This window comes from uncultured Eudoraea sp. (assembly GCF_947490415.1).
Classification (GTDB): Bacteria; Bacteroidota; Bacteroidia; order Flavobacteriales; family Flavobacteriaceae; genus Eudoraea.
This window is the reverse complement of record NZ_CANLGX010000008.1, coordinates 84,589-107,516: the sequence shown is the minus strand read 5'-3', so window position 1 is coordinate 107,516 and position 22,928 is coordinate 84,589. Positions and strand designations below refer to the sequence as shown.

General features: G+C 38.2%; 19 protein-coding genes and 1 tRNA gene. 16 read left to right on the top strand and 4 right to left on the bottom strand.

Translation table 11 applies throughout. The annotated features are described in order from the left end of the window. Positions 1–304: 304 nt before the first annotated feature. Positions 305–685: a hypothetical protein gene (locus Q0874_RS16600; protein WP_299164652.1), complete on the bottom strand. Its 381-nt coding sequence runs from the start codon at positions 683–685 to the stop codon at positions 305–307. A gap of 289 nt (positions 686–974) precedes the next feature. Between Q0874_RS16600 and Q0874_RS16595 the strand changes: the two genes are divergently transcribed. The 6 genes from Q0874_RS16595 (at position 975) to Q0874_RS16570 (ending at position 7,263) form a co-directional block, all read left to right on the top strand. Next, the gene (locus Q0874_RS16595) at positions 975–1,727 is read left to right on the top strand and encodes a type 1 glutamine amidotransferase domain-containing protein (protein ID WP_299164651.1); all 753 of its coding nucleotides are present in this window, start codon (positions 975–977) and stop codon (positions 1,725–1,727) included. Between the two features lie 159 nt (positions 1,728–1,886). Further along, positions 1,887–3,050 carry an AraC family transcriptional regulator gene (locus tag Q0874_RS16590; RefSeq protein WP_299164650.1) on the top strand — a complete coding sequence of 388 codons (1,164 nt, stop codon included), beginning with the start codon at positions 1,887–1,889 and terminating at the stop codon, positions 3,048–3,050. Positions 3,051–3,136: 86 nt separating this feature from the next. After that, entirely contained in the window at positions 3,137–4,951 is a 1,815-nt protein-coding gene (locus tag Q0874_RS16585; RefSeq protein WP_299164649.1) for a serine hydrolase, read from the top strand. Positions 4,952–5,193: 242 nt separating this feature from the next. Next, positions 5,194–5,826 (top strand): hypothetical protein, encoded by a 633-nt coding sequence (locus Q0874_RS16580; protein WP_299164648.1) that lies wholly within the window; start codon positions 5,194–5,196, stop codon positions 5,824–5,826. Between the two features lie 209 nt (positions 5,827–6,035). Next, entirely contained in the window at positions 6,036–6,860 is an 825-nt protein-coding gene (locus tag Q0874_RS16575) for a hypothetical protein (protein ID WP_299164646.1), read from the top strand. A gap of 238 nt (positions 6,861–7,098) precedes the next feature. After that, positions 7,099–7,263, top strand: coding sequence for a hypothetical protein (locus tag Q0874_RS16570; RefSeq protein ID WP_299164644.1), 165 nt, complete (start codon positions 7,099–7,101; stop codon positions 7,261–7,263). A 68-nt stretch (positions 7,264–7,331) separates the two neighbouring features. Here Q0874_RS16570 and Q0874_RS16565 read toward each other — a convergent pair. Further along, positions 7,332–7,413, bottom strand: a tRNA-Leu gene (locus tag Q0874_RS16565). Positions 7,414–7,557: 144 nt separating this feature from the next. Here Q0874_RS16565 and Q0874_RS16560 point away from each other — a divergent pair. The 3 genes from Q0874_RS16560 to pth all read left to right on the top strand — a co-directional run bounded on the left by Q0874_RS16560 (position 7,558) and on the right by pth (position 9,909). Beyond that, entirely contained in the window at positions 7,558–8,499 is a 942-nt protein-coding gene (locus tag Q0874_RS16560; protein WP_299164641.1) for a ribose-phosphate pyrophosphokinase, read from the top strand. 20 nt (positions 8,500–8,519) lie between these two features. Next, the gene (locus Q0874_RS16555; RefSeq protein ID WP_299164639.1) at positions 8,520–9,188 is read left to right on the top strand and encodes a 50S ribosomal protein L25/general stress protein Ctc; all 669 of its coding nucleotides are present in this window, start codon (positions 8,520–8,522) and stop codon (positions 9,186–9,188) included. Between the two features lie 91 nt (positions 9,189–9,279). Next, entirely contained in the window at positions 9,280–9,909 is a 630-nt protein-coding gene (gene pth / locus Q0874_RS16550) for an aminoacyl-tRNA hydrolase (protein WP_299164637.1), read from the top strand. A gap of 46 nt (positions 9,910–9,955) precedes the next feature. On the opposite strand, the gene Q0874_RS16545 is transcribed toward pth, so the two are convergent. After that, positions 9,956–10,633, bottom strand: coding sequence for a hypothetical protein (locus Q0874_RS16545; protein ID WP_299164635.1), 678 nt, complete (start codon positions 10,631–10,633; stop codon positions 9,956–9,958). Next, positions 10,630–14,412 carry a reprolysin-like metallopeptidase gene (locus tag Q0874_RS16540; protein WP_299164634.1) on the bottom strand — a complete coding sequence of 1,261 codons (3,783 nt, stop codon included), beginning with the start codon at positions 14,410–14,412 and terminating at the stop codon, positions 10,630–10,632. The genes Q0874_RS16545 and Q0874_RS16540 overlap by 4 nt, the downstream gene beginning before the upstream one ends. Positions 14,413–14,462: 50 nt before the next feature. On the opposite strand from Q0874_RS16540, the gene Q0874_RS16535 reads away from it, so the two are divergent. The 7 genes from Q0874_RS16535 to mgtE all read left to right on the top strand — a co-directional run bounded on the left by Q0874_RS16535 (position 14,463) and on the right by mgtE (position 22,916). Continuing rightward, positions 14,463–15,389 (top strand): bifunctional riboflavin kinase/FAD synthetase, encoded by a 927-nt coding sequence (locus Q0874_RS16535; RefSeq protein ID WP_299164632.1) that lies wholly within the window; start codon positions 14,463–14,465, stop codon positions 15,387–15,389. Continuing rightward, positions 15,390–16,715: an HTTM domain-containing protein gene (locus Q0874_RS16530; RefSeq protein ID WP_299164631.1), complete on the top strand. Its 1,326-nt coding sequence runs from the start codon at positions 15,390–15,392 to the stop codon at positions 16,713–16,715. It abuts the gene before it with no gap. Between the two features lie 108 nt (positions 16,716–16,823). Beyond that, positions 16,824–18,095, top strand: a complete 1,272-nt coding sequence (serS, locus tag Q0874_RS16525) for a serine--tRNA ligase (protein ID WP_299164625.1) — start codon at positions 16,824–16,826, stop codon at positions 18,093–18,095. Between the two features lie 153 nt (positions 18,096–18,248). Further along, entirely contained in the window at positions 18,249–20,033 is a 1,785-nt protein-coding gene (locus tag Q0874_RS16520) for a tetratricopeptide repeat protein (protein WP_299164624.1), read from the top strand. Between the two features lie 32 nt (positions 20,034–20,065). Further along, positions 20,066–20,713, top strand: a complete 648-nt coding sequence (locus Q0874_RS17395; RefSeq protein WP_367275458.1) for a DUF4286 family protein — start codon at positions 20,066–20,068, stop codon at positions 20,711–20,713. Positions 20,714–20,716: 3 nt separating this feature from the next. Further along, positions 20,717–21,577 (top strand): 16S rRNA (adenine(1518)-N(6)/adenine(1519)-N(6))-dimethyltransferase RsmA, encoded by an 861-nt coding sequence (gene rsmA / locus Q0874_RS16505; protein WP_299164623.1) that lies wholly within the window; start codon positions 20,717–20,719, stop codon positions 21,575–21,577. Next, positions 21,564–22,916 carry a magnesium transporter gene (gene mgtE / locus Q0874_RS16500; protein ID WP_299164653.1) on the top strand — a complete coding sequence of 451 codons (1,353 nt, stop codon included), beginning with the start codon at positions 21,564–21,566 and terminating at the stop codon, positions 22,914–22,916. The genes rsmA and mgtE overlap by 14 nt, the downstream gene beginning before the upstream one ends. The last annotated feature ends 12 nt before the right edge of the window (positions 22,917–22,928 follow it).

The following is a 22,928-nucleotide window of genomic DNA, read 5'->3' as shown; positions in this document are numbered from 1 at the left end:
ATCAGTTAAAAGATCAATGTTTAACTGTGAACAAGAAATAGAAGTACTTTTAGAATCTTTAAATAATGAACTAAAATTATAACGAAAGCACAACAATGTGTATATTGCATAGCACCCTTCGGGATGCTACGACACCATACACCGAACGGTTGTGCCTAATTCTTTTAATCAGAAATAGAATTAAATTTAGTTTTAGCGAACGCTCAGTTAAGTGGTGTGGATATTCTAGATGCGAATCTGAGAAAGTAAATTTCATAGCATGTTAAACAAGTCTGAATGACTAAAGGAGGTGCCTTCAACAACATTAGGCGTCTCCCATTCGACGTGCTTGCATGAATAATATAATACTGAAAACCCAGGCTACCAGTAAAATCGTTACTAAAACGATCGAGTCCTTGGAAGGATCCAGCCCACTAACTGCAAAAGCAATAGTCGATGCCATCAGTGATGAATTGTATGCAGAGGAAGCCATATACAAAGCAAAAAGGCTGTATAGCGAAGAGATTGAAATTGCTTGGAACTTGGTCAGCTTCGCACTCACAAAGTACGCAACAGTAACATAGGCAAAAAGAATCGTCATAAATATCGTCACATCACTGATAAGTGCGCTCCGCGCAAGGTAATAGGCATCAAGGAGTTCATAGTGAGTAAAGTCGGCAAGATATTCCAGGAGGTCGAATTCCATATCAGACGTTTAATATATATTCTACTGCCGATTGTGGCATTTATCCCAAAATAAAGCAATTTATCCGTCAAAGCAAAACCAATAAAAGGAACTAGGCACAACAACGTGTATAGTATATGTTGTTTAAGGATTATTCAGGAATTTCTACCGAAATTCCACAGCCTTCATCTCTATTTGCTAACTTAGTCCCCCAACAACACAAACCATACACGAAACCGTTGGCATTAATTGAAAGACCGTAACACTCTTCTCTATTTATTGTCTTATACAAAACTCAATCAATTAAAAAATGAAAAAAATACTTTTAGCAGTGTTGATATTACTAATCTTTATTTCTTGTAAAAATGAGATAACTGAAAAGGAAAGAATATTAATTATCGTCTCAAACACCGAGGATATGGGAGACCCAGAAAAACACTTTGCCGGTAACAATCTTTGGGAAGTAGCACCTCCATATCATATTTTTGTTTCTCATGGATATGAAGTTGATTTTGTTTCACCAACTGGTGGAAAAGTCCCATTTTCAATGGATCCTGTTGGAATCAGTAGTTATACTATAAAGTATGAAAATTTTAATGGTAATGTTGAAAATTCACTTACACCTGACCAAGTAGATTATAAAAACTATAAAGCCGTTTTTATTGGTGGTGGATATGGACCATTGTTTGATGTAGCCAATAACAAAAAATTATTATCAATTATAGCTAACATTTACGAAAATGGTGGAATAGTAGGAGGTTGTGGACATGGACCTGGTGCTTTAGCAAATGTCAAACTTAGCAATGGTGACTATATGGTTAAAGGTAAAAAAGTGACAGGTTTCCCAAATTCGACAGAGATTACTAAAAGTTGGGCTAAAGAAGGAACTTTATTACCTGTAATGCTTGAGGACCAATTAAAAGATAATGGAGGAATATTTCAAACTAAACGTGATTTGAATGATAAACACGATATAGTAATTGATAAGAGAATTGTGACGACCATGTTTCTTCCCTCTTCAGCCATAGTTGCCAAAGAGATGATTAAACAAATAGAAAACTAATGCCAACAATGTTTATAAGTAATAGCGGTTTAAGTGGGAAAATAAAAGCAAGAACAGAAAATAAAGATCAGTGCAAAACCGAAAGGTTTGTGAGTAAAAATCCGCTACTACTCATACACTAGACCGTTATAGCACATTTAAAAAATCTGAAGGTACACAATGAATACCGTACTCTATTTAGGAGCAGCACAAGGCATTATTCTGGTGATTGCCTTATTTTTTTCGAGGACTAATCGAAAAGCCAACCGAATTCTTGCTTTGTTTGTGCTTCTATTGAGTTTCAACTGCTTATTTGAAGCCACTGAAAGTGCAAGTTTCTATAAAAATTTCCCATTTCTAATTAGAATCCGTTGGGGAAATACCTTATTGTTCGGCCCACTTATTTTTCTTTATGTTCGGGCACTTCTTAATCATCGCTTTAAGATCCTAATACATTTTATACCTTTTTTCATTGCTAAGTTAGCCTTGATTCCTTTTTATATGCTTTCGGCACAAGAAAAAGTATTATCGCTTAACATGGGGAATACTTCAACCACGGTTAGTGATGATTGGTATTCCACCTATTTCTTTCCGGTAATATCTTTATTTAGTTTCCTACAAATATTGTTCTACTTATGGCGAATATCCAAGGATTTAAAATTGTATGACCAACAACTTTTTCATTGGTTTTCTAATGTAGAAAACATTCACCTCAATTGGTTAAAACACAGTGTATGGGCATTGTCCGTGGTTACCATTGTATCTTTTATCTATCTGTTGGGAGAATTGTTGCTTTCTTCATCCATCCAACATATGGGAGCTTACGGCGCATTTGCGCTTGTGTTGCTCATTTATGCAATTAGTTACAAGGCTATCAGTCAGCCTGATATACTCTCTTTGTTTCAAAGCGAAAACAAAATATCAAATACCCCTAATCATATAAAGGATCAGGCCACTGATTCATTAGGAAAAGCCGAAGATACAGAAGCCTCCATCAAAACCGAATCAGTGTTAAGTAGACATTTAAAAGACCTCATGGAAAAGGAGAAACTCTATTTGAATGAAAAACTCTCTGGAAACGAAATGGCGGAAACATTGGGCATCAGTCGGCATCAATTGTCGGAAGTATTAAACAACGAACTGCATACCAACTTTTACAATTTTATTAATCACTACCGCGTGGAAGATTGTAAACAAAAGATGGCTAATCCAAAGTTCGAGAACTACACACTTTTGGCTGTGGCATTTGAATGCGGTTTCAATTCAAAGACTACTTTTAACACCGTTTTTAAGAGAGAAACAGGCATGACGCCTAGACAGTTCAAAAAAACACTACAACAATAGGTTCGCTTCGGCCGGAACGAACGACTCGTACCTATAAAAACACTTGTTTTGTAGTCATAATCGTATAAAATCAAAATCAATCAGCCATGAGAAAACATCTTTTAATTATGCTATTGTGCATTATCAGTATACAAATTCAGGCACAACAAGACAGCATAACAAAACAATATTTCAAGCAAGACGTCATTCAATTTATGGATTCCATTGCGGGGCAGCATATTGACAAAGACAATACTACAGGAATAGGGTATGCCATTGTACAAGACGGAGAACTCATTACAACAAAAGGGCATGGATTGGCTAATATTGATGAAAATCGACCGTTCAGTTCTAACACCTCGTTCAGGATTGCTTCTGTCACAAAATTAGTCACAGCTACGGCTGTTATGCAATTACACTCAAAAGGCTTAATTGATTTGCATCGCGACATTCGGAACTATTTGCCAGATTTCAATTATAAATCCATAGAAGGTGATTCAGTTACACTACAGAACTTATTAACCCATACAGCTGGTTTTGAGGATAAAAACTTAGAACGCCGGACACATGACGCTTCTAAGCAAATTCCCCTAAAGGAATACCTATACAACGAAATGCCTGAGCGTGTGACTAAAGCCGGAGAAACCTTTGCGTATTCCAATCACGGTTTGGCTCTGGCAGGTTTAATTGTTGAAGAAGTATCAGGAAAAGTCTATGAGGATTTTATTCAGACCGAGTTGCTGTCTCCACTGCAAATGGCAAATAGTACTTTTGATGTCAGTAAGGCCACTAACTTTGCAAAGAGTTACCAAAAGGAAAGCCAACAGTGGAAACCCGTGCCTTTCGATTATATCAAGACAAAACCCGCTTCCATGCTGATAAGCACGGCAGAAGAAATGGCAAAATTCATGAACTTTCATCTACAGACTTCTTCGAAAAACGATGGTAGCTTAATTTCAAATAGTTCATTTGCGGAAATGCACAGTCAGCAATTTACACATCATCCTCAATTGCCTGGTGTAGCGGTAGGGTTCTTTGAAGCATATCAAAACGGTTTACGGCTATTGAGGCATGGCGGATCAGCCACAAACTATGGGAGTTTCCTTTGTTTAATCCCAGAAAAGGGAATCGGTATTTTCATTACACACAACGGCGGAGACGAATCCTTATCTAAGGAAATGGTACAGCAATTTATACACCGCTTCTTTCCGAGTACATATTCTGAACCTACTTGGAATAAAAACACCACAACGGATTTATCGGAAATAAATGGAGAATACGTCATGAATCGATTCTCCCATTCTACCATAGAAAAGTTAAACCTCTTGTTTACTTACAAAGTAAAAATAGAAGCAACAGAAGATTCAAGCATCTCTCTCTGGGGCCAAGAATTTAGAGAAATTGCCCCTTTGCTTTTTGAAAACACAAATGAAAATTGGAAGACAGGCTTTGGTAAAAATCGAAAAGGAGATATCGGCTGGTTTTATAATGAAAATTTCGCTTACAAAAAGCTGAAATGGTTTGAAAGTGAGAAATTCACACTGTTTGCTGTAACCACGATATTTCTCCTATTTCTTTTTAACCTGATAAGATATGTTGTGCTACAGGTCAAAAAGGTTCATGTATCCCACGTCACAGCAATATTCAATTTACTCGGAATATTATCTATTGTATTTATATTTTTAGCCATCTATAATGGCCGAGATGAGCTACAATACCAAATCCCTACGTATTTTTATGCCATTTTCTGCTTACCTTTATTCACAGTTGCCTTAGGTGTATTTACAATCATCCGAGAATTTCAGAAAAGACAAGAACTAAGCATAGGAGGCAAAGTAAATTACCTCTTACATCTTATTGTATTCTTTTCGTTTACCTGGTTTATGTGGTTCTGGAACTTAATTGGTTTCAACTTTGGATAATGATATTAAAACCATAATTGATCAAAATAAAACGATCCTAATAAGATTACATAAAAATCCAACTAATATTTCATTATGAATATAAATAACGTGCTATAACAATGTATAACCGCAATTACGGCGGATTCGACCGCGTCCGAATCCACTCGGAATTGCAAACTGTAGCGCTTAAACGAAAAAAAGTATAAACTTAAAACCGTAACTGACGGTTATACCACACCATTGGCAATAATTGAATTAAAATGGAAAACAGCAAAAAAGAAGAAGAAATTAAACAAGTTAATTTGGCTAAAAACAAAAAAATTGATACGCCTCTAATTATAGCTCTTTTTGCCGTCCTGATTAGTTTTTTTTCTGTTTTATTAGGTTATAAAGAGACCTCTATTCTTGAAGAACAACAGAAGTTGCTTTTTCAGCAACAGGGCGCTTCTGTTTGGCCATTTTTAGAAAACTCACCTGATATTGAAATTGGTGACTCTACTGCATTATTCAATTACAGAGTTACTAATAAAGGAGTTGGACCTGCTATAGTAGATAATGTTATTTATACTTATAAAAATAGAGAAATCACGAGTTGGGGACTCGGTCATGAATTAGAGAAAGACTATCCAAACCTTTCCATACAACAAACCCGAAACGCTAATCTAAGCACCAAAGTATTGGCTCCAGGAGAAGTTACCAATGTAATAACAATTAGCTTTACAACAAAAGGAAATTTTGAAGATACGCTTATTGACACCCTAATTAAAATTAGTGAAGAATATAAATTAACTTACTGTTATTGTTCAGTATTCGGAGAATGCTGGAAGGTTGATGGTTTGGATGACCTGGTAAAAAGTAGTGATTGTAATCTTAGAAGTGGTTTAGTGAATTAAAAACTATCGCCAGCAACGTGTATAAGCTATTCCTTATAGTAGTTCTTTACTAACCTTCATTATGACTCTCTACGAATACAAAATGCTTTCCGAAGATGAGCAGTTCGACACAGTATTTTCAAAAGGCAAGTTTCTTGATATAGTAATCGGTGTAAAACTTTTCTAGATAATTCCTTACCTTAGGAAGAACAACCAACCTCTTCTTTCTTATGATCAACTTCTTCCGTAAAATCCGCAAAAAACTTGCCGATGATAATCAGTTCTTCAAATATGCAAGATATGGCATTGGGGAGATACTTTTAGTGGTTATTGGGATATTGATAGCACTACAGGTTAATAAACATCAGGACTATTTAGAAGCCCGCTCCAGGGAATGTGAATACCTTAAAGGACTCATAACGGATCTGACTACAGAAAAGATGTTCTTAGAGTCCTATTTAGAGTTTGACCAGGAAGTAATCAACAATGCCGAGGACATACTTCAGGGATATTATGACAGAGCTAGTTTTACGATTGATACTATCTTTTCTAAGCGCCTAAGTATATTAAATAACCGGAGTACATTTCGTAAACATAATAGCACCTACAGGGAGCTGTTGGCAACGGGAGGGTTAAACCTACTTTTGGATCAGACATTGAAACAACAAATAATGCTTTATTTTCAAACGGTCGACCAGTATGAGACCGTCATTCGGCAAAACAACGAATACATAGATAACCATTTTGCCCCATTAGCATTACAGGTAGGCACCCATTATGTGCCAAACCATCAGTTAAAATGGAGTCAGAAAATTTTGGAAAAAGGGTACATCAAACCAATATTCAACAAACCCGCTGATTTTGAATTTACTTTTTTCAAACATATCACAAATTATTTAAATGATCCGATCCAAGAACTGGAGCTAGTAAACCAGATTCAATATAGGTACCGCATTAGCGCCGTACACCTTTCTATAGTAGATGAACTTTTGGATAGTAACCTGGTATTGCTGGAGGACCTCAAAAAGTCCATAAACTCCTGTTATCGAGACTAGGTCCTTTTAGATTTGATATTCCATTGTAAAGTAAAAGAAGATGTTAAAGAGGAAGAATGTATTAATAATCCATCTTTTTCAAGTTCTGATATTTCAGATATAACCTATAGTTCGTTTGTAATATCTGGATCTATTATTCTGCCAACTTCCGATCCAAGTGTTATAAGCCAAGGAGTAGTATATTAAGAAGAGCCGCTAAGATCCAAGTAACAAAGGCTTTAATTATTAACGAAGTACAATGACTCTCTACGAATACAAAATGCTTTCAGAAGATGAGCAGTACGATACTGTATTTTCCAAAGGCAAGTTTTTGGATATTGTTATAGAAGGTAATTCTAAGTTTGTCCTTTATGCCTTAGAGAGGACATCTAAAACTTCCTATTCTACTATATTTCACTTATAATCGTCACTAATTCGTCACCAACAAAATAAAAAGACTCCTAAACATAGAGGTTTAAGAGTCTTTAAGTGTACCTCGGGTGGGAATCGAACCCACACGTCCGAAGACACTGGATTTTGAATCCAGCGCGTCTACCAGTTCCGCCACCGAGGCAAACGGACTGCAAAGCTAAAAAATAATTTCGGTTGCAAAACTAAAATAACCCACATTTATCCTTTAGCAACCCAAATAAATTTTTAAATTTGCACCTCCTTAAGAATCAGGGGTTTTAAGAAACTAGAAAACAAGAGATTAACCATGGCTTATCAAGTACCGGAACCGAAGATTTTTGCCTGCACCCAGAGTATGGAATTAGGCAAAAAAATTGCCAAGTCTTATGGTGCAGAGTTAGGAAATGTTTTGTTTTCTCATTTTAGCGACGGGGAATTTCAACCTTCATTTGAAGAGTCTATTCGCGGAACAAGAATTTTTGTAATAGGTTCTACCAATCCAAGTTCTGAAAATCTTATGGAAATGCTACTGATGTTAGACGCTGCAAAGCGGGCATCAGCCAGGCATATTACTGCTGTAATTCCCTATTATGGTTGGGCCAGGCAAGACAGAAAGGATAAACCAAGAGTTCCTATCGCCGCTAAACTAATAGCCAAGATGTTGGAAACTGCAGGGGCAACACGTATAATTACCATGGACCTGCATGCAGATCAGATACAAGGATTCTTTGAAAAACCAGTAGACCATTTATTTGCGTCAACATTATTCCTTCCTTATCTGAATGGCCTTAATTTAGATAACCTTACCATTGCATCTCCCGATATGGGTGGCTCAAAAAGGGCATATGCTTATTCCAAGGCACTTGAATGCGATGTGGTAATCTGTTATAAACAAAGGGCAAAAGCGAATGTAATTTCACATATGGAACTCATTGGTGACGTACAGGATAAAAACGTAGTTCTGGTTGATGACCTCGTAGATACCGCAGGAACTTTAGCAAAAGCCGCCGATCTTATGATGGAACGAGGCGCTAAAAGCGTAAGGGCTATAACCACTCACGCTTTGTTATCAGGCAATGCCTATGAAAAAATAGAAAAATCGCAATTGTTAGAATTGATTGTTACAGATTCTATCCCTATCAAAAAAGAAAGTGGAAAAATACGAGTTTTAAGTTGTGCCGACCTATTTGCAGACGTTATGCACAGAGTTCATCACAACACTTCAATTGCGTCCAAATTTTTAATGTAAATATTAATTAAACTTAGATAATGAAATCAATTACAATCAAAGGATCAGAAAGAGAAAGCGTGGGCAAAAAGGCAACGAAGGCCCTGCGTAATGCTGGAAAGGTTCCTTGCGTGGTATACGGAGGGGAAAAACCATTACACTTTTCGGCGGATGAATTAGCATTCAAAAATTTAGTGTACACCCCAAACGCCCACACTGTAAAGATTGATTTGGAGACAGGTGACAAGTTAAAAGCAGTAATGCAGGATATACAGTTCCATCCTGTAACTGACAGAATTCTACATGTAGATTTTTATCAACTGTTTGACGACAAAGAGGTTTCAATGGAAATTCCTGTTCGCTTACAAGGTAATTCCCCAGGAGTAAGAAATGGGGGGCGCTTACTATTCAGAAACAGAAAACTGACTATAAAAGCCTTACCGGACAACCTTCCCGATTTCTTTGACATAGATATTTCTAATTTAAAAATTGGAGATAACATCCTGGTAGAATCCTTGCTAAATGATGAATTTTCAATTTTACAACCAGATTCTACCGTGGTGGTTCAGGTTAAAACTGCTCGTGCAGCCATAGAAGTTGAAGAGGAAGATGAAGAAGGATTAGAAGGAGTTGAAGGTGCTGAAGGTGCTGAAGGTGCATCAGAAACTGCTGCTGAAGGTGGAGAAGCCCCAAAAGAAGGCGCTGAATAAATAACCTCAAGCTATCAATAAAAAGCATCCCATCTGTCATATATCAGGATTCGGGATGCTTTTGTATTTTTACCCTTAACCAACTGAGGGTATGAGAAGATTTTTTGAATTTCTTTTTGGGAAGGAAAAACGACTATTAGAAGAAACGGATTCCATGAAAAAGTACCTGCTAATTGGCTTGGGAAACATAGGTGATGAATATGCCCACACCAGGCATAATATTGGTTTCCAAGTGCTTAACAAACTGTCTGAAAAACAAAAATTCTCCTTTGAGACCCGGAAATTAGGAGATTTAGGTTCTTTTAAAATAAAAGGAAGAAGTGTTTTATGTTTAAAACCATCTACCTATATGAACCTAAGTGGTAAATCTGTAAAATACTGGATGGAAAAAGAAAAAATTCCATTAGAAAATATCCTTGTTATCACCGATGACTTAAACCTCCCCTTTGGTACACTAAGGCTAAAAACCAAGGGCAGTGATGGTGGCCATAATGGTCTTAAGGACATTCAAAACAGCTTGCAAACTGTAAATTACAACCGATTGCGAATTGGAGTTGGCTCTGAATTTAACAAAGGAAGACAAGTAGACTATGTCCTTGGAAAATGGAATGACGAAGAAAAACAAGCACTGCCTGAACGGCTGGAGAGAGCCGCTGAGCTTATCGCATCTTTTGTCCTTGCCGGGGTAAAGATAACCATGAATGAGTATAATAATACCTAGCCTACCTCATCTCACTGACAAGCCTTACTAACAAAAAGCGTAGAGTTTATAACGCCCGGAAAGAATAAATACCTGAATCTGAACTATTCCCCTCAGCATCCTTGGTGATCACGTTCCAGTAATATACCGTGTTAGCTGTAGTATTTATTTTAATGCTAGAGACAGAAGCTGCAGGCGAAGCTGCTAAAACCTGTGGGGGAGACACAATATCAAGGAATATCTCATAACCTACGATATCATTATCCACATCTGCACCGGACCATTCCAAAACGATTTCTCCGTTAATATCACGCACCACCGAAGCCCCGGATAATGGAGCTATTATTTGCGCCGGAAAGGGAGTATGAGTAATTTGGGAACCGGCATTGAAAAATTGCCAGGTTGTACTTGATGCAGTTTCCTGCACTTCCGTATTCCTGGTAATAACTAACCACGAAAAAGGAGTTCCTTTTTCAATGGTGAGTTCAGCACTGGTAGATTGCGTACTAACGGTTTGGGTAATATCAGTTAAAACATTCGTTACCCTTAATTCATAAGTGTTTGTGTTGTCTGCGGTCTGCCACTTGAACTCTACCCTGCTTGTTGTTGGAGTTATGCTTACCCCTGTGGTACATAGCGAGTTCTGCAAAGGGAAAGTTAAAACCGCGGCAGAAGGTGGCTTGGGTGAGTCCTTTTTACAGGCTGTAAAAAGCAGGCTTATGAAAACTATAATAAAAACTCTCATCGCTTCAACACTTTATAAGTTCCTTTAAAAGTTCCTCCTCTGACATTTACATAATACAGTCCTGAAGGTAATCCAGCAAAATTAAGCGTAAGTGTATCCTCATTACTATTATACCTTTGACTGCTAATAAAGCGGCCGTCAGATGCAAAAACGGTAATGTCTACAGGGTCTAAAGTTGGTCCCAAATTTATATTTAAAGTCTCAACTACCGGATTTGGATATATCACTGGAACAGCTGGAATAAAGACAGTCTCATCATATGCACCCTGACAGGGCAGATTAGTAGATACTTTTAGGGTATTTATTCCCTGCTTCAGATCCAGTATAATTTCTGAGCCTTCCGTCTGGGTAAGGTTTCCATTTAATTCAATATTATACAATTGGGCGCCAGATAACGTCAGAACCGCCTGCAAACCATCTAAAGAGACCACAGAACTAACAGCTAAAGGTTCCGGCTCATTTATCTCTACCTCAAAACAGATTTCCTCAAAGGTATTTACGCCATCCGTTCCACTAATACAGACCGAGTAAGTGCCGGCAGCCAAATTTTCCAGATCATAAACCTTGATAAAGTCCTCAGTAATATTCAACCCGTTGCCCACTACATTAACTGTATAATCCATAGACATCATTGCTGTTATTTCAAATGATCCGTTATCACTGGTAATGCAGGATTCACTTTCTATTTCCAGGTTGAAATTATCCGTGGCGAAACGAAAAACAGGACAGCCGTCTGTATTCACCTCTGTTCCCGGAGGTGTTCCCAGACAAAGGTCATCTCCATCGTCAAAAACACCATCATTATCATCATCGGGTCTTAATTCACCTTCACCACAGATTTCCAGGAAAAAGTTATTTATGCTGCCGCCATCAGCCGGGGCAGTATCAGAAACTGTTAATATCCATTCACCAAAAGATGATTCGCCATTAAAGGAGGCTAATGAACCCAAGGGGTTTACTGTACCACTAATTGCGGCCGTTCCGCCACCACAAATTAAAGGATCTCCGTCATCGTCAAAAACGGCATCAATATTTTCCAATTCCCCACAGGAGTTGGAAGTTAAAATAACCTCCGTACCCTGGGGCGATGTAATACTAATTATCAAATCTGCCAGAAAGCTATGCTCTAATTCCAAACCTACATTTACATCCGTTACAGGTAAATCATTTAAGAAGGTAATTTTAGAAATTACCGTTGGTGTGCCTATAGAAGTTATTTCTACGGGCAGGTCTTTAGCTGTTTCAATGTCGCAACTTATTGTAATCGTTGTAAAGCTGAATGGTGGGCCAAAAGTTCCTTCCCCACATGAATTTTTTGGTTTTATTCTCCAGTAATAAGTAGTTTCTTCCTGCAGGTTTTCCGGTAAATAGGTATTAAAAATAACATCGCTGGCAGATTCAATAACTGTGTTAAACAGTATATCTGTGGCAATTTCTATATCGTATGAATTGTGCTGCGTATTCAACTCCCAAGTAAGGAGTTGTTGTAGACCTACCCCCGTTGCCATATCAATGGGCGTCTGTAAAACCACATCTGAGAAGTTAGCATCGTTAATATTGATATTCAGTGTTACATCTTTAGTGACGCTCAGAGAAGTGGCTGTGACGGTCACAGGATAATTCCCGGGAAGAACAAGATCTGTATTTGAAAAAGCAATAGAAACCGGAGTATTATTTAATGTTGCGGTAGGCGGTGTAAAAACTGCCGTGAGACCGGTAGGCATGCCCTGAACACTAAATGTAACCTCCTCATTAAACCCTAAATAGGTTTCATATATAAACGGCACCACAAGGTCATCAGGTTCGCAAACTTCATAATTGAGGTCTGCAAAATTTAGGATAACTTCAGAATCTTCAATTACAAAATCAGAAGAGTTCATACTAAAAAAAACATTGTTTGTTCCCTTAACTATAATACGTGCAGTTGTAGTGCTATTGCCAGGAATAATAACCTCATGGCTGCCATCGTTTGGAACTGCGGTTGCCAGTTGTATTGGAAAACTCAGGCCTCCGTCTGTAGATAGAAAAATATCTACCTCTTGGGCATTTATTGGTGTTTTGTTCGTGTTGGCGACATCCCAGGTGATAGTCTGCACAGATCCGGCCGTATAGGTCTCCGCCGTATTTTGAGAGCTGACAACAAATGGTCCCGCGTTATTTAAAACATTGAGCTTTACCAGTTCTGAAGCTACCTGCCCGCCTCCTGCTGCGTTATCTCTGACGGTTAAGGCGAAGTTCATTTCGCGTTCCACATTGGAAACCGTTTCCCAGGCCGAATTTATCGGTGGATTGGTTTGCGTAAGATTCCCCAGGATAACCTCTGATAATTTTGGAAAATATCTGTCGGGGTCTGTGGTGGGCTTAAGAGATCTGAAATTTGCACCACTTGGATTGTCAGGCCCGAAGTTTTCTGTAGTGACTATACCGTCATCAATCTGTTCCCATGCATAGGTAAGTATATCTGTAGAATCCGGATCTATGGCATTTCCTGCTAATACAAATGGCGTTCCTTTGGGAATAATATAATCAGCTATTGGATTAATAACCGGAGGGTTATTTGTTAAAGGTGTAAGTTCTCCGCAGCTTGTGGTCTGAAGATATTCTATGATTTGAAATATGCTGTAATAATGGAAATAGTCATCACCGTTGGGGGCTACGTTTTGTCCGGGTATTATACCCGCGTATCCCATAATGGTGGTTCCGGTCCCGGGTTCTGCCTGTACCAAGGTGCCTTCAGATTCAAAGGACCAGGTGTGATTTGCACCAAATTGATGCCCTAATTCATGTGATACAAAATCGAGATCAAAGATATCACCCTGCGGATTTAAGGCTGCAGCGTATCCGCTTCCTTTTTGGTTATCGCGGCAAACTGACCCTATAAAGCCCGCATTCCCTCCATTGGTATCCTCATGAAATAAATGACCCACATCATAATTTGCTTCGCCAATTGTTGTGGTTAGTGTATTTTGAACCTCTGAATTTAAATTTCCTCCATAGGGATCGGTATCCGGGTCTGTAAATATTACCAAATCTGTATTGGCAATCAATTCTAAAGTAACGCCTAAATCGGTTTCAAAAACCTGATTTACCCTTGTAAGTGTTGCATTTATTGCAGCCAGGGCGTCGGCCACCGTGCCTCCATGAAATTCGGTATATTCTCCTGTAGCAGAAATTGCTATTCTGTATTTTCTTAGCATTTGATCATCCACGAGTTTTGAAACAGGCCCGTTGATGCTTTTTTCAATCACTGATTGGGTAAAACAAATAAAGTCGCTGTCGGGCTTCGAATGTATACTTCTGTCGTAAACTACATAAGTACTGCCACCATCTGAGACTTTCTCCATGAAAGTCGTCTTTTCAGTTCCTGCATGAACGATCATGCTTTGTACTCCCTTGTGAGAAATGCTAAAACGTATACGATCTTTGTTTCCATCCAAACTATACCCTGAATAGGACTTTATACCGGGATATTTTTTTGCCAATTCCGGTGACAAGACCGAATTTTCTGAAACTCTGAATGCTCTTAGTTTCCCTTTGACATCTGGAAAATAAATTGTCCCGGATGATTTCTTTAGCGTGGATATAGATAAAAGTTCCTTGGATAAAGATGCCTGATCCAAATCAAAAACCTTTACCTTAGTTACGTCCGGATTGGATAGTGAAGGCGAAGAAAACTTACTGGGAGAAATCTCCTGACCCCAATATTTGGATTGTGCAGATCCGTAAAAGGAGAGAAATATTATGGAAATTGATAAAACAAGACGTAGTTTTGCTAACATCAAGGGATTTTTAAACTTTTAAAAGTAAGCCTTTTTATTATTTTATTTGTGTGGTCACAGTTCAAAGCATTTCCAATTACGATAAAAAGCACCCAACTGCTATAACCATTGGCACTTTTGACGGTGTTCACATAGGTCACAGAAAAATACTTGAACGCCTCATAAATGATGCCAAAAAAACTAATCTGCGATCTACGGTACTTACTTTTTTCCCGCATCCCAGAATGGTTTTACAAAAAGATACCGAAATAAGGCTTCTGAATACCATCCAGGAAAAAATCAAAATTTTAGAGCACATTGGCCTGGATTACTTAATTATTCATCCCTTCACTCTTGAATTCTCACGTATTTCTTCCACCGAATTCGTTAGGGACATCCTGGTGAATGAATTAAAGGCAAAAAAAATTATAATAGGGTATGACCACCGCTTTGGACGCAATAGAAATGCCAATATCCAGGATCTTTTCGCTTTTGGTAATACGTTCAATTTTGAAGTTGAAGAAATTGCGGCACAGGAAATAGATGATGTTTCTGTAAGTTCTACAAAAATCAGAAATGCGCTTATTGATGGAGATATAAAGACCGCCAATGAATACCTGGGGTATAACTATATGCTAACGGGCGTTGTTAAAAAAGGTAAAGGGCTGGGACGACAATTAAGCTTTCCCACAGCTAATTTATTTATTGCAGAAAAATACAAACTCATCCCTAAAAACGGGGTTTATGTTGTAAAAAGCATCCTTAATGGCAAGCTTTTTTACGGGATGATGAACATCGGTTTTAATCCTACGGTAGATGGTTCCACAAAGAGTATTGAAATTCATTTTTTTGATTTTAACTCGGATTTATATGGGCAAAATATCCAGGTAGATATTATAGAGCGCATCCGCGATGAACATAAGTTTAAATCGCTTGAGGAGCTTAAAACACAATTGCTAGAGGACAAAGAAACGTCTATTTCCATAATTTCAAGCTAGATGTTTAATACCTTTTTATTCAAAAGAATAGACAATAGTCCTTTAGTAATATTTCGCATATTTTTGGGTATTCTCATTAGCCTTGAATGCTATGGAGCGATTCTTACAGGATGGGTGCGAAGAACAATGATTGAGCCCGCATTTACCTTCTCTTTTATTGGTTTTGAATGGTTACAGCCTTTACCCGGTTCCGGGATGTATATCTACTTTTTTATAATGGGCACCCTGGGTGTTTTCATTGCTCTAGGTTATAAGTACAGACTTAGTATTATTTCATTTACGCTGCTCTGGACGGCGGTTTATTTGATGCAAAAAACATCGTACAACAATCACTATTATTTGTTGGCATTAATCTCCCTGATCATGTGCTTTTTTCCTGCAAACCGGGCATATTCATTAGACGCCCGGGCTAAGCCTCAGATCAGGAATGAAAGCATGTACAGCTATGTAAAATGGATTATTGTACTACAGCTTTTTATTGTTTATACCTATGCCGCCCTGGCCAAACTATACGCGGATTGGCTTGATTTTAGTTTTGTTGGAATACTGATGCAAAGCAAGGCTCATTATTGGCTCATAGGAGATTTGTTGCAGGAATATTGGGTTCATAAATTTATTTCAGTCATGGGAATTTTCTTTGATTTACTCATTGTTCCTGCCTTGCTGTGGAAGCCCTCCAGAAAAATTGCATTTGCCTTCGCGATATTCTTTCACCTCTTCAATTCGGTTGTATTTCAAATTGGGATCTTTCCCTACCTTGCGCTGGCTTTTACCGTTTTCTTTTTTGAGCCCGAAACAATTCGGCGCATTTTCTTTAAAAAGAAACCTATACCAGAACCTTCTAAATTGATTATCCCTAAATACAGAAACCTCTTTTTAGTGGGATTTGGGATTTACTTTACAGTACAACTTATTCTCCCTGTGAGACATCATTTTATAAAAGATGATGTTCTATGGACCGAAGAGGGACATAGATTGAGTTGGCGCATGATGTTGAGAAGCAGGTCTGGCGTAATAAGTTTTAAAGTGGTCAATAATGATAACGGAAATATCATTAATGTAAATCTCAATGACTACCTTTCAAAGAAGCAAAAAGGAAGAGTTGCTGCATATCCCGATTTTATTTGGCAATTTGCACAACGGCTTAAAAAGAAATATTCTAAAGACGGTGCTGATATTTCCGTTTATGTAAATTCCAGAGTCCGGGTAAATGGCAGTAAACTAAAACCCTTTATTGATCCGGAAGTAGATCTGGGGGCAGAGCGTTGGGACCATTTTAAACATCATATCTGGATCCTACCCTCCAAAGAAACCAAAGCTAAATAAGAATCTTCTCGATTAATGTATCAATATGATAGATTAAATAAATTGTTGCTTCTTCAAATTGATACATTAATCAATTAACCCTAAATTTGCGCCTTAAAACATCTTAACATGTTGCAGTTACAAGCCTTACGAACAAATAAAGATCAGATTGCGAAAGCTTTAAAAAAACGAAATTTTGATGCAGAATTTCATTTGAATAAGGTACTTAGTCTCGATGAAAAAAGACGGGCACTGCAAACAGATCTGGATAATACACTGGCAGAAGGCAATAAACTTTCTAAAGAGATTGGTTTACTTTTTAAAAGTGGAAAAGCAGAAGAAGCAAACCAGATTAAACAAAAAACAACTCAGCTAAAAGAGGATTCCAAGAGGCTAACCGAAGAACTAAATGCTGTTGCAGATGAACTGGAGGATGCACTGTATCAAATTCCTAATGTCCCACATGAATCCGTCCCATCCGGAAATAGTGAAGAAGATAATGAAGAAGTCTTTCGGGAAGGAGATATTCCTGTTCTGAGTGGCGACGCTAAGCCGCATTGGGAACTGGCAAAAAAATACGACATTATAGACTTTGAACTGGGAGTTAAAATAACCGGGGCAGGGTTTCCTGTTTATAAGGGTAAAGGTGCTCGTTTACAACGCGCCTTGATTGCCTATTTTTTAGATAAAAATACCGAAGCCGGATATACGGAAATGCAGGTGCCCTTCTTAGTTAATGAAGCATCAGGCTATGGCACAGGGCAACTTCCGGACAAGGAAGGACAGATGTATCATGTCACTGAAGATGATCTTTATCTGATACCAACCGCCGAAGTACCTGTCACTAATATTTTAAGAGATACTATCCTCGATAAAAATGATCTCCCAATTTCCTATACAAGCTATACCCCTTGTTTCCGCAGAGAAGCAGGCAGTTATGGGGCTCATGTTAGGGGGCTGAACCGCCTCCACCAATTTGACAAGGTGGAAATAGTGCGTGTAGAACATCCGGATAATTCTTACAGGGCATTGGATGCCATGGTAGAACATATAAAAAATATTTTAAGGGAATTAAAGTTGCCATTCAGGGTCTTACGCCTTTGTGCTGGCGACCTTGGCTTTACCTCAGCTCTTACCTATGATTTCGAGGTATTTTCAACCGCTCAGGACCGTTGGTTGGAAATTAGTTCTGTCTCTAATTTCGAAACTTTTCAGGCGAACAGATTAAAGCTTCGTTACAGAGATGAAAACAACAAAACACAATTTGCTCATACATTAAATGGTAGTTCACTAGCTTTACCAAGGGTTTTAGCTGGGATCCTGGAAAATTACCAGACCGAAGATGGGATAAACATTCCTGATATCCTGGTGCCCTATACAGGTTTTAGCAGAATAGATTAAATTATTTTATTTAATGGGCCTATTGTGGGAAAATCAATGATTTGCACTTTTATTGGTGTTGAATCTATTCGGTAAAAAGTTCCGTTCGGCGATATTATGTTTTCTTTGACAGTGTTTTTTATAGAGCTTGGTTAAATTTGATAAATTTCCAATATGAGATTTGCCGTTATATTTATTAGTCTTATTTCTACCTTTCAATGCTGGGCACAAGAAGATTTTCTGGCGAAGCAGTATTTCAATGATGGTGAATTTGAGAAAGCAGCGGTCTTTTATGAAAATCTGACAGAAAAAAACCCCAGGCGCACTGATTATGCCGAAGGTCTGATTGCCTGCTACCAGCAGTTGGAAAAGTATGAAGAAGCGCAGGCCTTTCTTTTAAAGAAAATAGAATCAGGTAACCCATACCCAACTATTTATATTGAATTGGGGTATAATTACCTGCTGCAGGGCCAGACGGAAAAGGCTAAAGAGAATTATGAAATTGCACTTTCAATAATTGAGATAAATCCAAATTATGGTTATGGAATAGGATTCAGATTTCAGCGCTATACCCTTTTAGACTATGCCCTTAGGGCCTATTCGAAAGCCATGGAACTTAATCCGCAATTAGACTATAATTTTCAAATGGCCCGTATTTATGGAGAACAAGGAGATATAGAAAGGATGTACAACTCCTATTTGGAATTGATCTCTGCAGGCAAGGCTACTCAAACTAATGTACTTCGAAATCTTGATAGTTTTATAACCTCAGACCCTGAGAATCCTAATAACCTCAAGCTAAAAAAAATACTGCTGCAAAAAGCTCAAAAAGATCCCGATATCCTATGGAATGAAATCCTGAGTTGGTTGTTTGTGCAACAAAGGCAATACAGCAGTGCGTTCAATCAGGAAAAAGCCATCTATAAAAGATCTGGGGCTATTACGCTTCAGCGTTTGATTGGTCTGGGCGAAATTGCTATGGAGGACAATGCTGTTGAGGAGGCAAAAGCAATTTTTACTTATATCGATAAAAATTCTAATGATCCGGTAATCAAACTTAATGCACGCCTTAGCCTTATTGATATTGAACTTTTGGATGCAAGTGCAAAGCAACTTGATGAAGTAGAAAGGCAGTTCGAATCTTTAATGGAAGAATATGGATATGAAAATCACACCTTGCAATTGCAAATTGCCTACTCCAATTTCCTCACTTTTAAAAAAGGAAAACCCCGGGAGGCTGTTACAATTCTCAAGAAATGTCTAGAACTCCCTCTGGAACGCTTCAGCAAAGCTTATGTAAAACTTGCCCTTGGAGACATCCTTGTTTTTGATCAGAAGTTCAACGAAGCACTAATTAATTTTTCCCAGGTCCAAAAAAGTTTAAAAAATGATGTTTTAGGTCAGGATGCGCGATTTAAAGTAGCTCAAACCAGTTTCTATAAGGGTGATTTTGATTGGGCATTTACTCAATTAAAGGTTTTAAGAGGGTCAACTTCACAACTTATTGCCAACGATGCCATGCAGTTAAGCCTTTTAATTTCAGATAATTCTTTGGAAGATTCAACTCAGACGGCTTTAAAAAAGTATGCCAGAGCAGACCTCCTGTCTTATCAGCAGAATACAGTTGAAGCAATTAAAGTCTTCGATGATATTCTCACAAATCACAAGGGAGAAAAAATAGAAGATGAGGCTCTTTTAAAACAAGGTGAGCTTTTGGAACTAATCAAGGATTATGAGGCGGCAGAATTTAACTATCTCAAAATTGTTGAGTTTTACGGAAATGATATTTTGGCCGATGACGCTCATTTTGCACTTGCAGAGCTCTATAGGAATATCTTAAATGAACCCGAGAAAGCAAAAGAACATTACGAGAAAATAATTTACAACTATCAGGACAGCTATTACTTTCCTCAGGCACGCAAAAATTTCCGAATATTACGTGGCGATAGTATTAACTAAATTTTCATTTACTGACTTATAATATTTGAAGTATGATTATCTACAATGTTACCATCAATATAGATGAAACTGTTCACGATAAATGGTTGAAATGGATGAGGGAAACGCATATTCCAGAGGTCCTGGAGACAGGTAAATTCCTAAAAGCTAAGATGGCAAAAGTACTTGTAGAAGAAGAAATGGGAGGTATAACTTATTCCATACAATACACCGCTGAAAACAAGGAAATTTTAGATAAATATTACGCAGAGGATGCCGAAAGGATGCGCAAGGAAGTGTCAAAGCACTTCGGAAATAAATTTGTCGCCTTCAGGACAGAACTTGCTGTTATTGGAGAGTATTCTGAACATAGCTTAAATGCTACTGAATATCTTTTCACTTACGGTACCCTACAGCAGGAAAATATTCAGCTGACTGTTTTTTCAAGAACACTTTCCGGTTTTAATGATACCCTTTTAGGTTATAAACTATCAGATGAGAAAGTAGTTGGTGTATATCCTGTAATGCAAAGTTCAGACGAGCCTACGGATTTTGTGAATGGCAGAGTTTATATGTGCAGCAATAAAGAAATTTTAGAAGCAGATAAATATGAAGGCCCGGCCTATAAGAGAATTAAGGTGGTATTGAGCTCCGGCAAAAGTGCCTGGGCTTATATAAGCACTACCCCGCAACCGAACTAGACTATGGCCAAAAAACGTAAAAAACACAGTTCGTTTAAGAAGAGTACCAGACAGGAAGAAAGTCCGGTTAAAGCTAAAAAATATCTGGGACAGCACTTTCTTAAAGATGAAGAAATAGCCAGACAAATAGCGAATACACTTTCAATGGACGGTTATACCAATGTGCTTGAAATTGGGCCCGGCACAGGAGTTCTAACAAAATACTTATTGCAGCGCTCTATGAATCTGGTGGCTATGGAACTGGATGAGGAATCTATAATTTACCTTAACCATAGCTTTCGGTTGGAACACAATGAAATTCTGCAGCAAAACAATTCACTTGAAATAATACAGGCCGACTTCCTAAAATACGATCTTTCAACTTTATTTAATATGGAGCCTTTTGCCATAACCGGCAATTTCCCTTATAACATTTCCACGCAGATTGTATTCCGGTTACTGGAGATTCGAAATAGGGTTCCTGAATTTTCGGGAATGTTCCAAAAAGAAGTGGCTCAGCGCATTTGCGCTAAAGAAGGAAATAAAACCTATGGTATTCTTTCTGTTTTGGTTCAGGCATTTTATCATGCTGAATATCTTTTCACTGTAAAGCCAGAAGTTTTTGATCCCCCACCAAAAGTAGAATCTGGAGTTCTAAGACTAGTCAGGAAAGAAGGTTTTACACTGGAATGTGACGAAAAATTATTTTTCAGAGTGGTAAAAACAGGTTTTAACCAGCGACGAAAGACATTAAGAAACAGCTTAAAAATATTTAACCTTTCTGATAATCTAAAAGAAGATGCTATCTTTGACCGGCGTCCCGAAGAATTGGCAGTTGCCCAATTTATCGCGCTGACCAAGAAGATAGATGATGACTCCATTTAAACTCACAGATGAGCTATTGGCAGAAATTGAGCTGCTTATAGAATCCAGGAAAGACGCAGATTTAAAGTCTTTCATGGAAGAGATCCACTATGCTGATATTGCAGAAATAGCCAATGATCTTAGTGAAGAATCAGCTACCTATCTTATTAAACTTCTGGACAGTGATAAAACCTCCGACGTACTCATTGAGTTGGATGATGATATGCGGGAGGCTGTTCTTAATAATTTGTCTTCCAAGGAAATAGCAGAAGAACTAGAAGAACTGGATACCGATGATGCCGCGGATATTGTTGGAGAACTGCCACAGGAAATAGTTGAAGAAGTAATTTCGGAAATAGAAGACCGGGAACATGCCAGGGATATTGTAGATCTTTTACGCTACCATGAAGATTCTGCGGGTGGACTTATGGCCAAGGAGTTGGTGAAAGTAAATGAAAATTGGAACGTACTTACCTGCGTTAAAGAAATGAGGGCTCAGGCCGAAAATGTTACGAGGGTACACTCTATTTATGTGGTAGACGATGAGGACAAACTCATTGGCAGACTCTCACTCAAGGATCTTCTAACGACCTCCACTAAATCTCCGATTAAAGATGTTTATATTCCAAAAGTTGATCGGGTTAACGTAAATGAAAAACCTGAGGAAGTAGCAAAAATTATGTCTAAATACGACCTTGAAGCCATTCCCGTAGTTGATGAGATTGGCAGGTTGGTTGGCAGAATTACCATCGATGATATTGTAGATGTTATAAAGGAAGAAGCTGAGAAAGATTACCAGATGGCGGCAGGTATCTCACAGGATGTGGAGGCCGATGATAGTATTTGGGAGTTGACAAGAGCACGTTTACCCTGGTTGTTTTTGGGACTTTTAGGCGGTATTGGCGCGGCTGCCATCATGGGAGGTTTTGAAGAAATGATAAGCAAGCATGCAATCCTTTTCTTTTTCACACCTTTAATTGCTGCGATGGCGGGTAATGTTGGTGTGCAATCCAGTGCAATCATAGTGCAGGGTCTCGCTAATGATGATCTTAAGGGCAGTATTAGTAATCGCCTGATTAAGGAAATGCTTCTGGCCACACTAAATGGTCTGATCCTGGGACTGGTACTTTTAGTTTTTACCTGGTTCTGGCAAGGCAATTTTCCAGCGGCACTTGCTATTTCAATTTCCCTGGTTGTGGTAATCATCGCTGCCGGAATAATAGGAACCTTTATTCCTTTGTTTCTAAATAAAAGGGGTATAGATCCGGCTATTGCTACCGGACCTTTTATTACAACGAGTAATGATATTTTCGGAATCCTCATTTATTTCTGGATAGCGAAAGTTATTTTGGGAATTTAGACTTCACTTTTA

Bases quoted from the DNA above. Each gene is read 5' to 3' on its own strand.
- Q0874_RS16600 (WP_299164652.1), bottom strand. From the start codon at position 685: ATGGAATTCGACCTCCTGGAATATCTTGCCGACTTTACTCACTATGAA.
- Q0874_RS16595 (WP_299164651.1), top strand. From the start codon at position 975: ATGAAAAAAATACTTTTAGCAGTGTTGATATTACTAATCTTTATTTCT.
- Q0874_RS16590 (WP_299164650.1), top strand. From the start codon at position 1,887: ATGAATACCGTACTCTATTTAGGAGCAGCACAAGGCATTATTCTGGTG.
- Q0874_RS16585 (WP_299164649.1), top strand. From the start codon at position 3,137: ATGAGAAAACATCTTTTAATTATGCTATTGTGCATTATCAGTATACAA.
- Q0874_RS16580 (WP_299164648.1), top strand. From the start codon at position 5,194: ATGGAAAACAGCAAAAAAGAAGAAGAAATTAAACAAGTTAATTTGGCT.
- Q0874_RS16575 (WP_299164646.1), top strand. From the start codon at position 6,036: ATGATCAACTTCTTCCGTAAAATCCGCAAAAAACTTGCCGATGATAAT.
- Q0874_RS16570 (WP_299164644.1), top strand. From the start codon at position 7,099: ATGACTCTCTACGAATACAAAATGCTTTCAGAAGATGAGCAGTACGAT.
- Q0874_RS16560 (WP_299164641.1), top strand. From the start codon at position 7,558: ATGGCTTATCAAGTACCGGAACCGAAGATTTTTGCCTGCACCCAGAGT.
- Q0874_RS16555 (WP_299164639.1), top strand. From the start codon at position 8,520: ATGAAATCAATTACAATCAAAGGATCAGAAAGAGAAAGCGTGGGCAAA.
- pth (WP_299164637.1), top strand. From the start codon at position 9,280: ATGAGAAGATTTTTTGAATTTCTTTTTGGGAAGGAAAAACGACTATTA.
- Q0874_RS16545 (WP_299164635.1), bottom strand. From the start codon at position 10,633: ATGAGAGTTTTTATTATAGTTTTCATAAGCCTGCTTTTTACAGCCTGT.
- Q0874_RS16540 (WP_299164634.1), bottom strand. From the start codon at position 14,412: ATGTTAGCAAAACTACGTCTTGTTTTATCAATTTCCATAATATTTCTC.
- Q0874_RS16530 (WP_299164631.1), top strand. From the start codon at position 15,390: ATGTTTAATACCTTTTTATTCAAAAGAATAGACAATAGTCCTTTAGTA.
- serS (WP_299164625.1), top strand. From the start codon at position 16,824: ATGTTGCAGTTACAAGCCTTACGAACAAATAAAGATCAGATTGCGAAA.
- Q0874_RS16520 (WP_299164624.1), top strand. From the start codon at position 18,249: ATGAGATTTGCCGTTATATTTATTAGTCTTATTTCTACCTTTCAATGC.
- Q0874_RS17395 (WP_367275458.1), top strand. From the start codon at position 20,066: ATGATTATCTACAATGTTACCATCAATATAGATGAAACTGTTCACGAT.
- rsmA (WP_299164623.1), top strand. From the start codon at position 20,717: ATGGCCAAAAAACGTAAAAAACACAGTTCGTTTAAGAAGAGTACCAGA.
- mgtE (WP_299164653.1), top strand. From the start codon at position 21,564: ATGACTCCATTTAAACTCACAGATGAGCTATTGGCAGAAATTGAGCTG.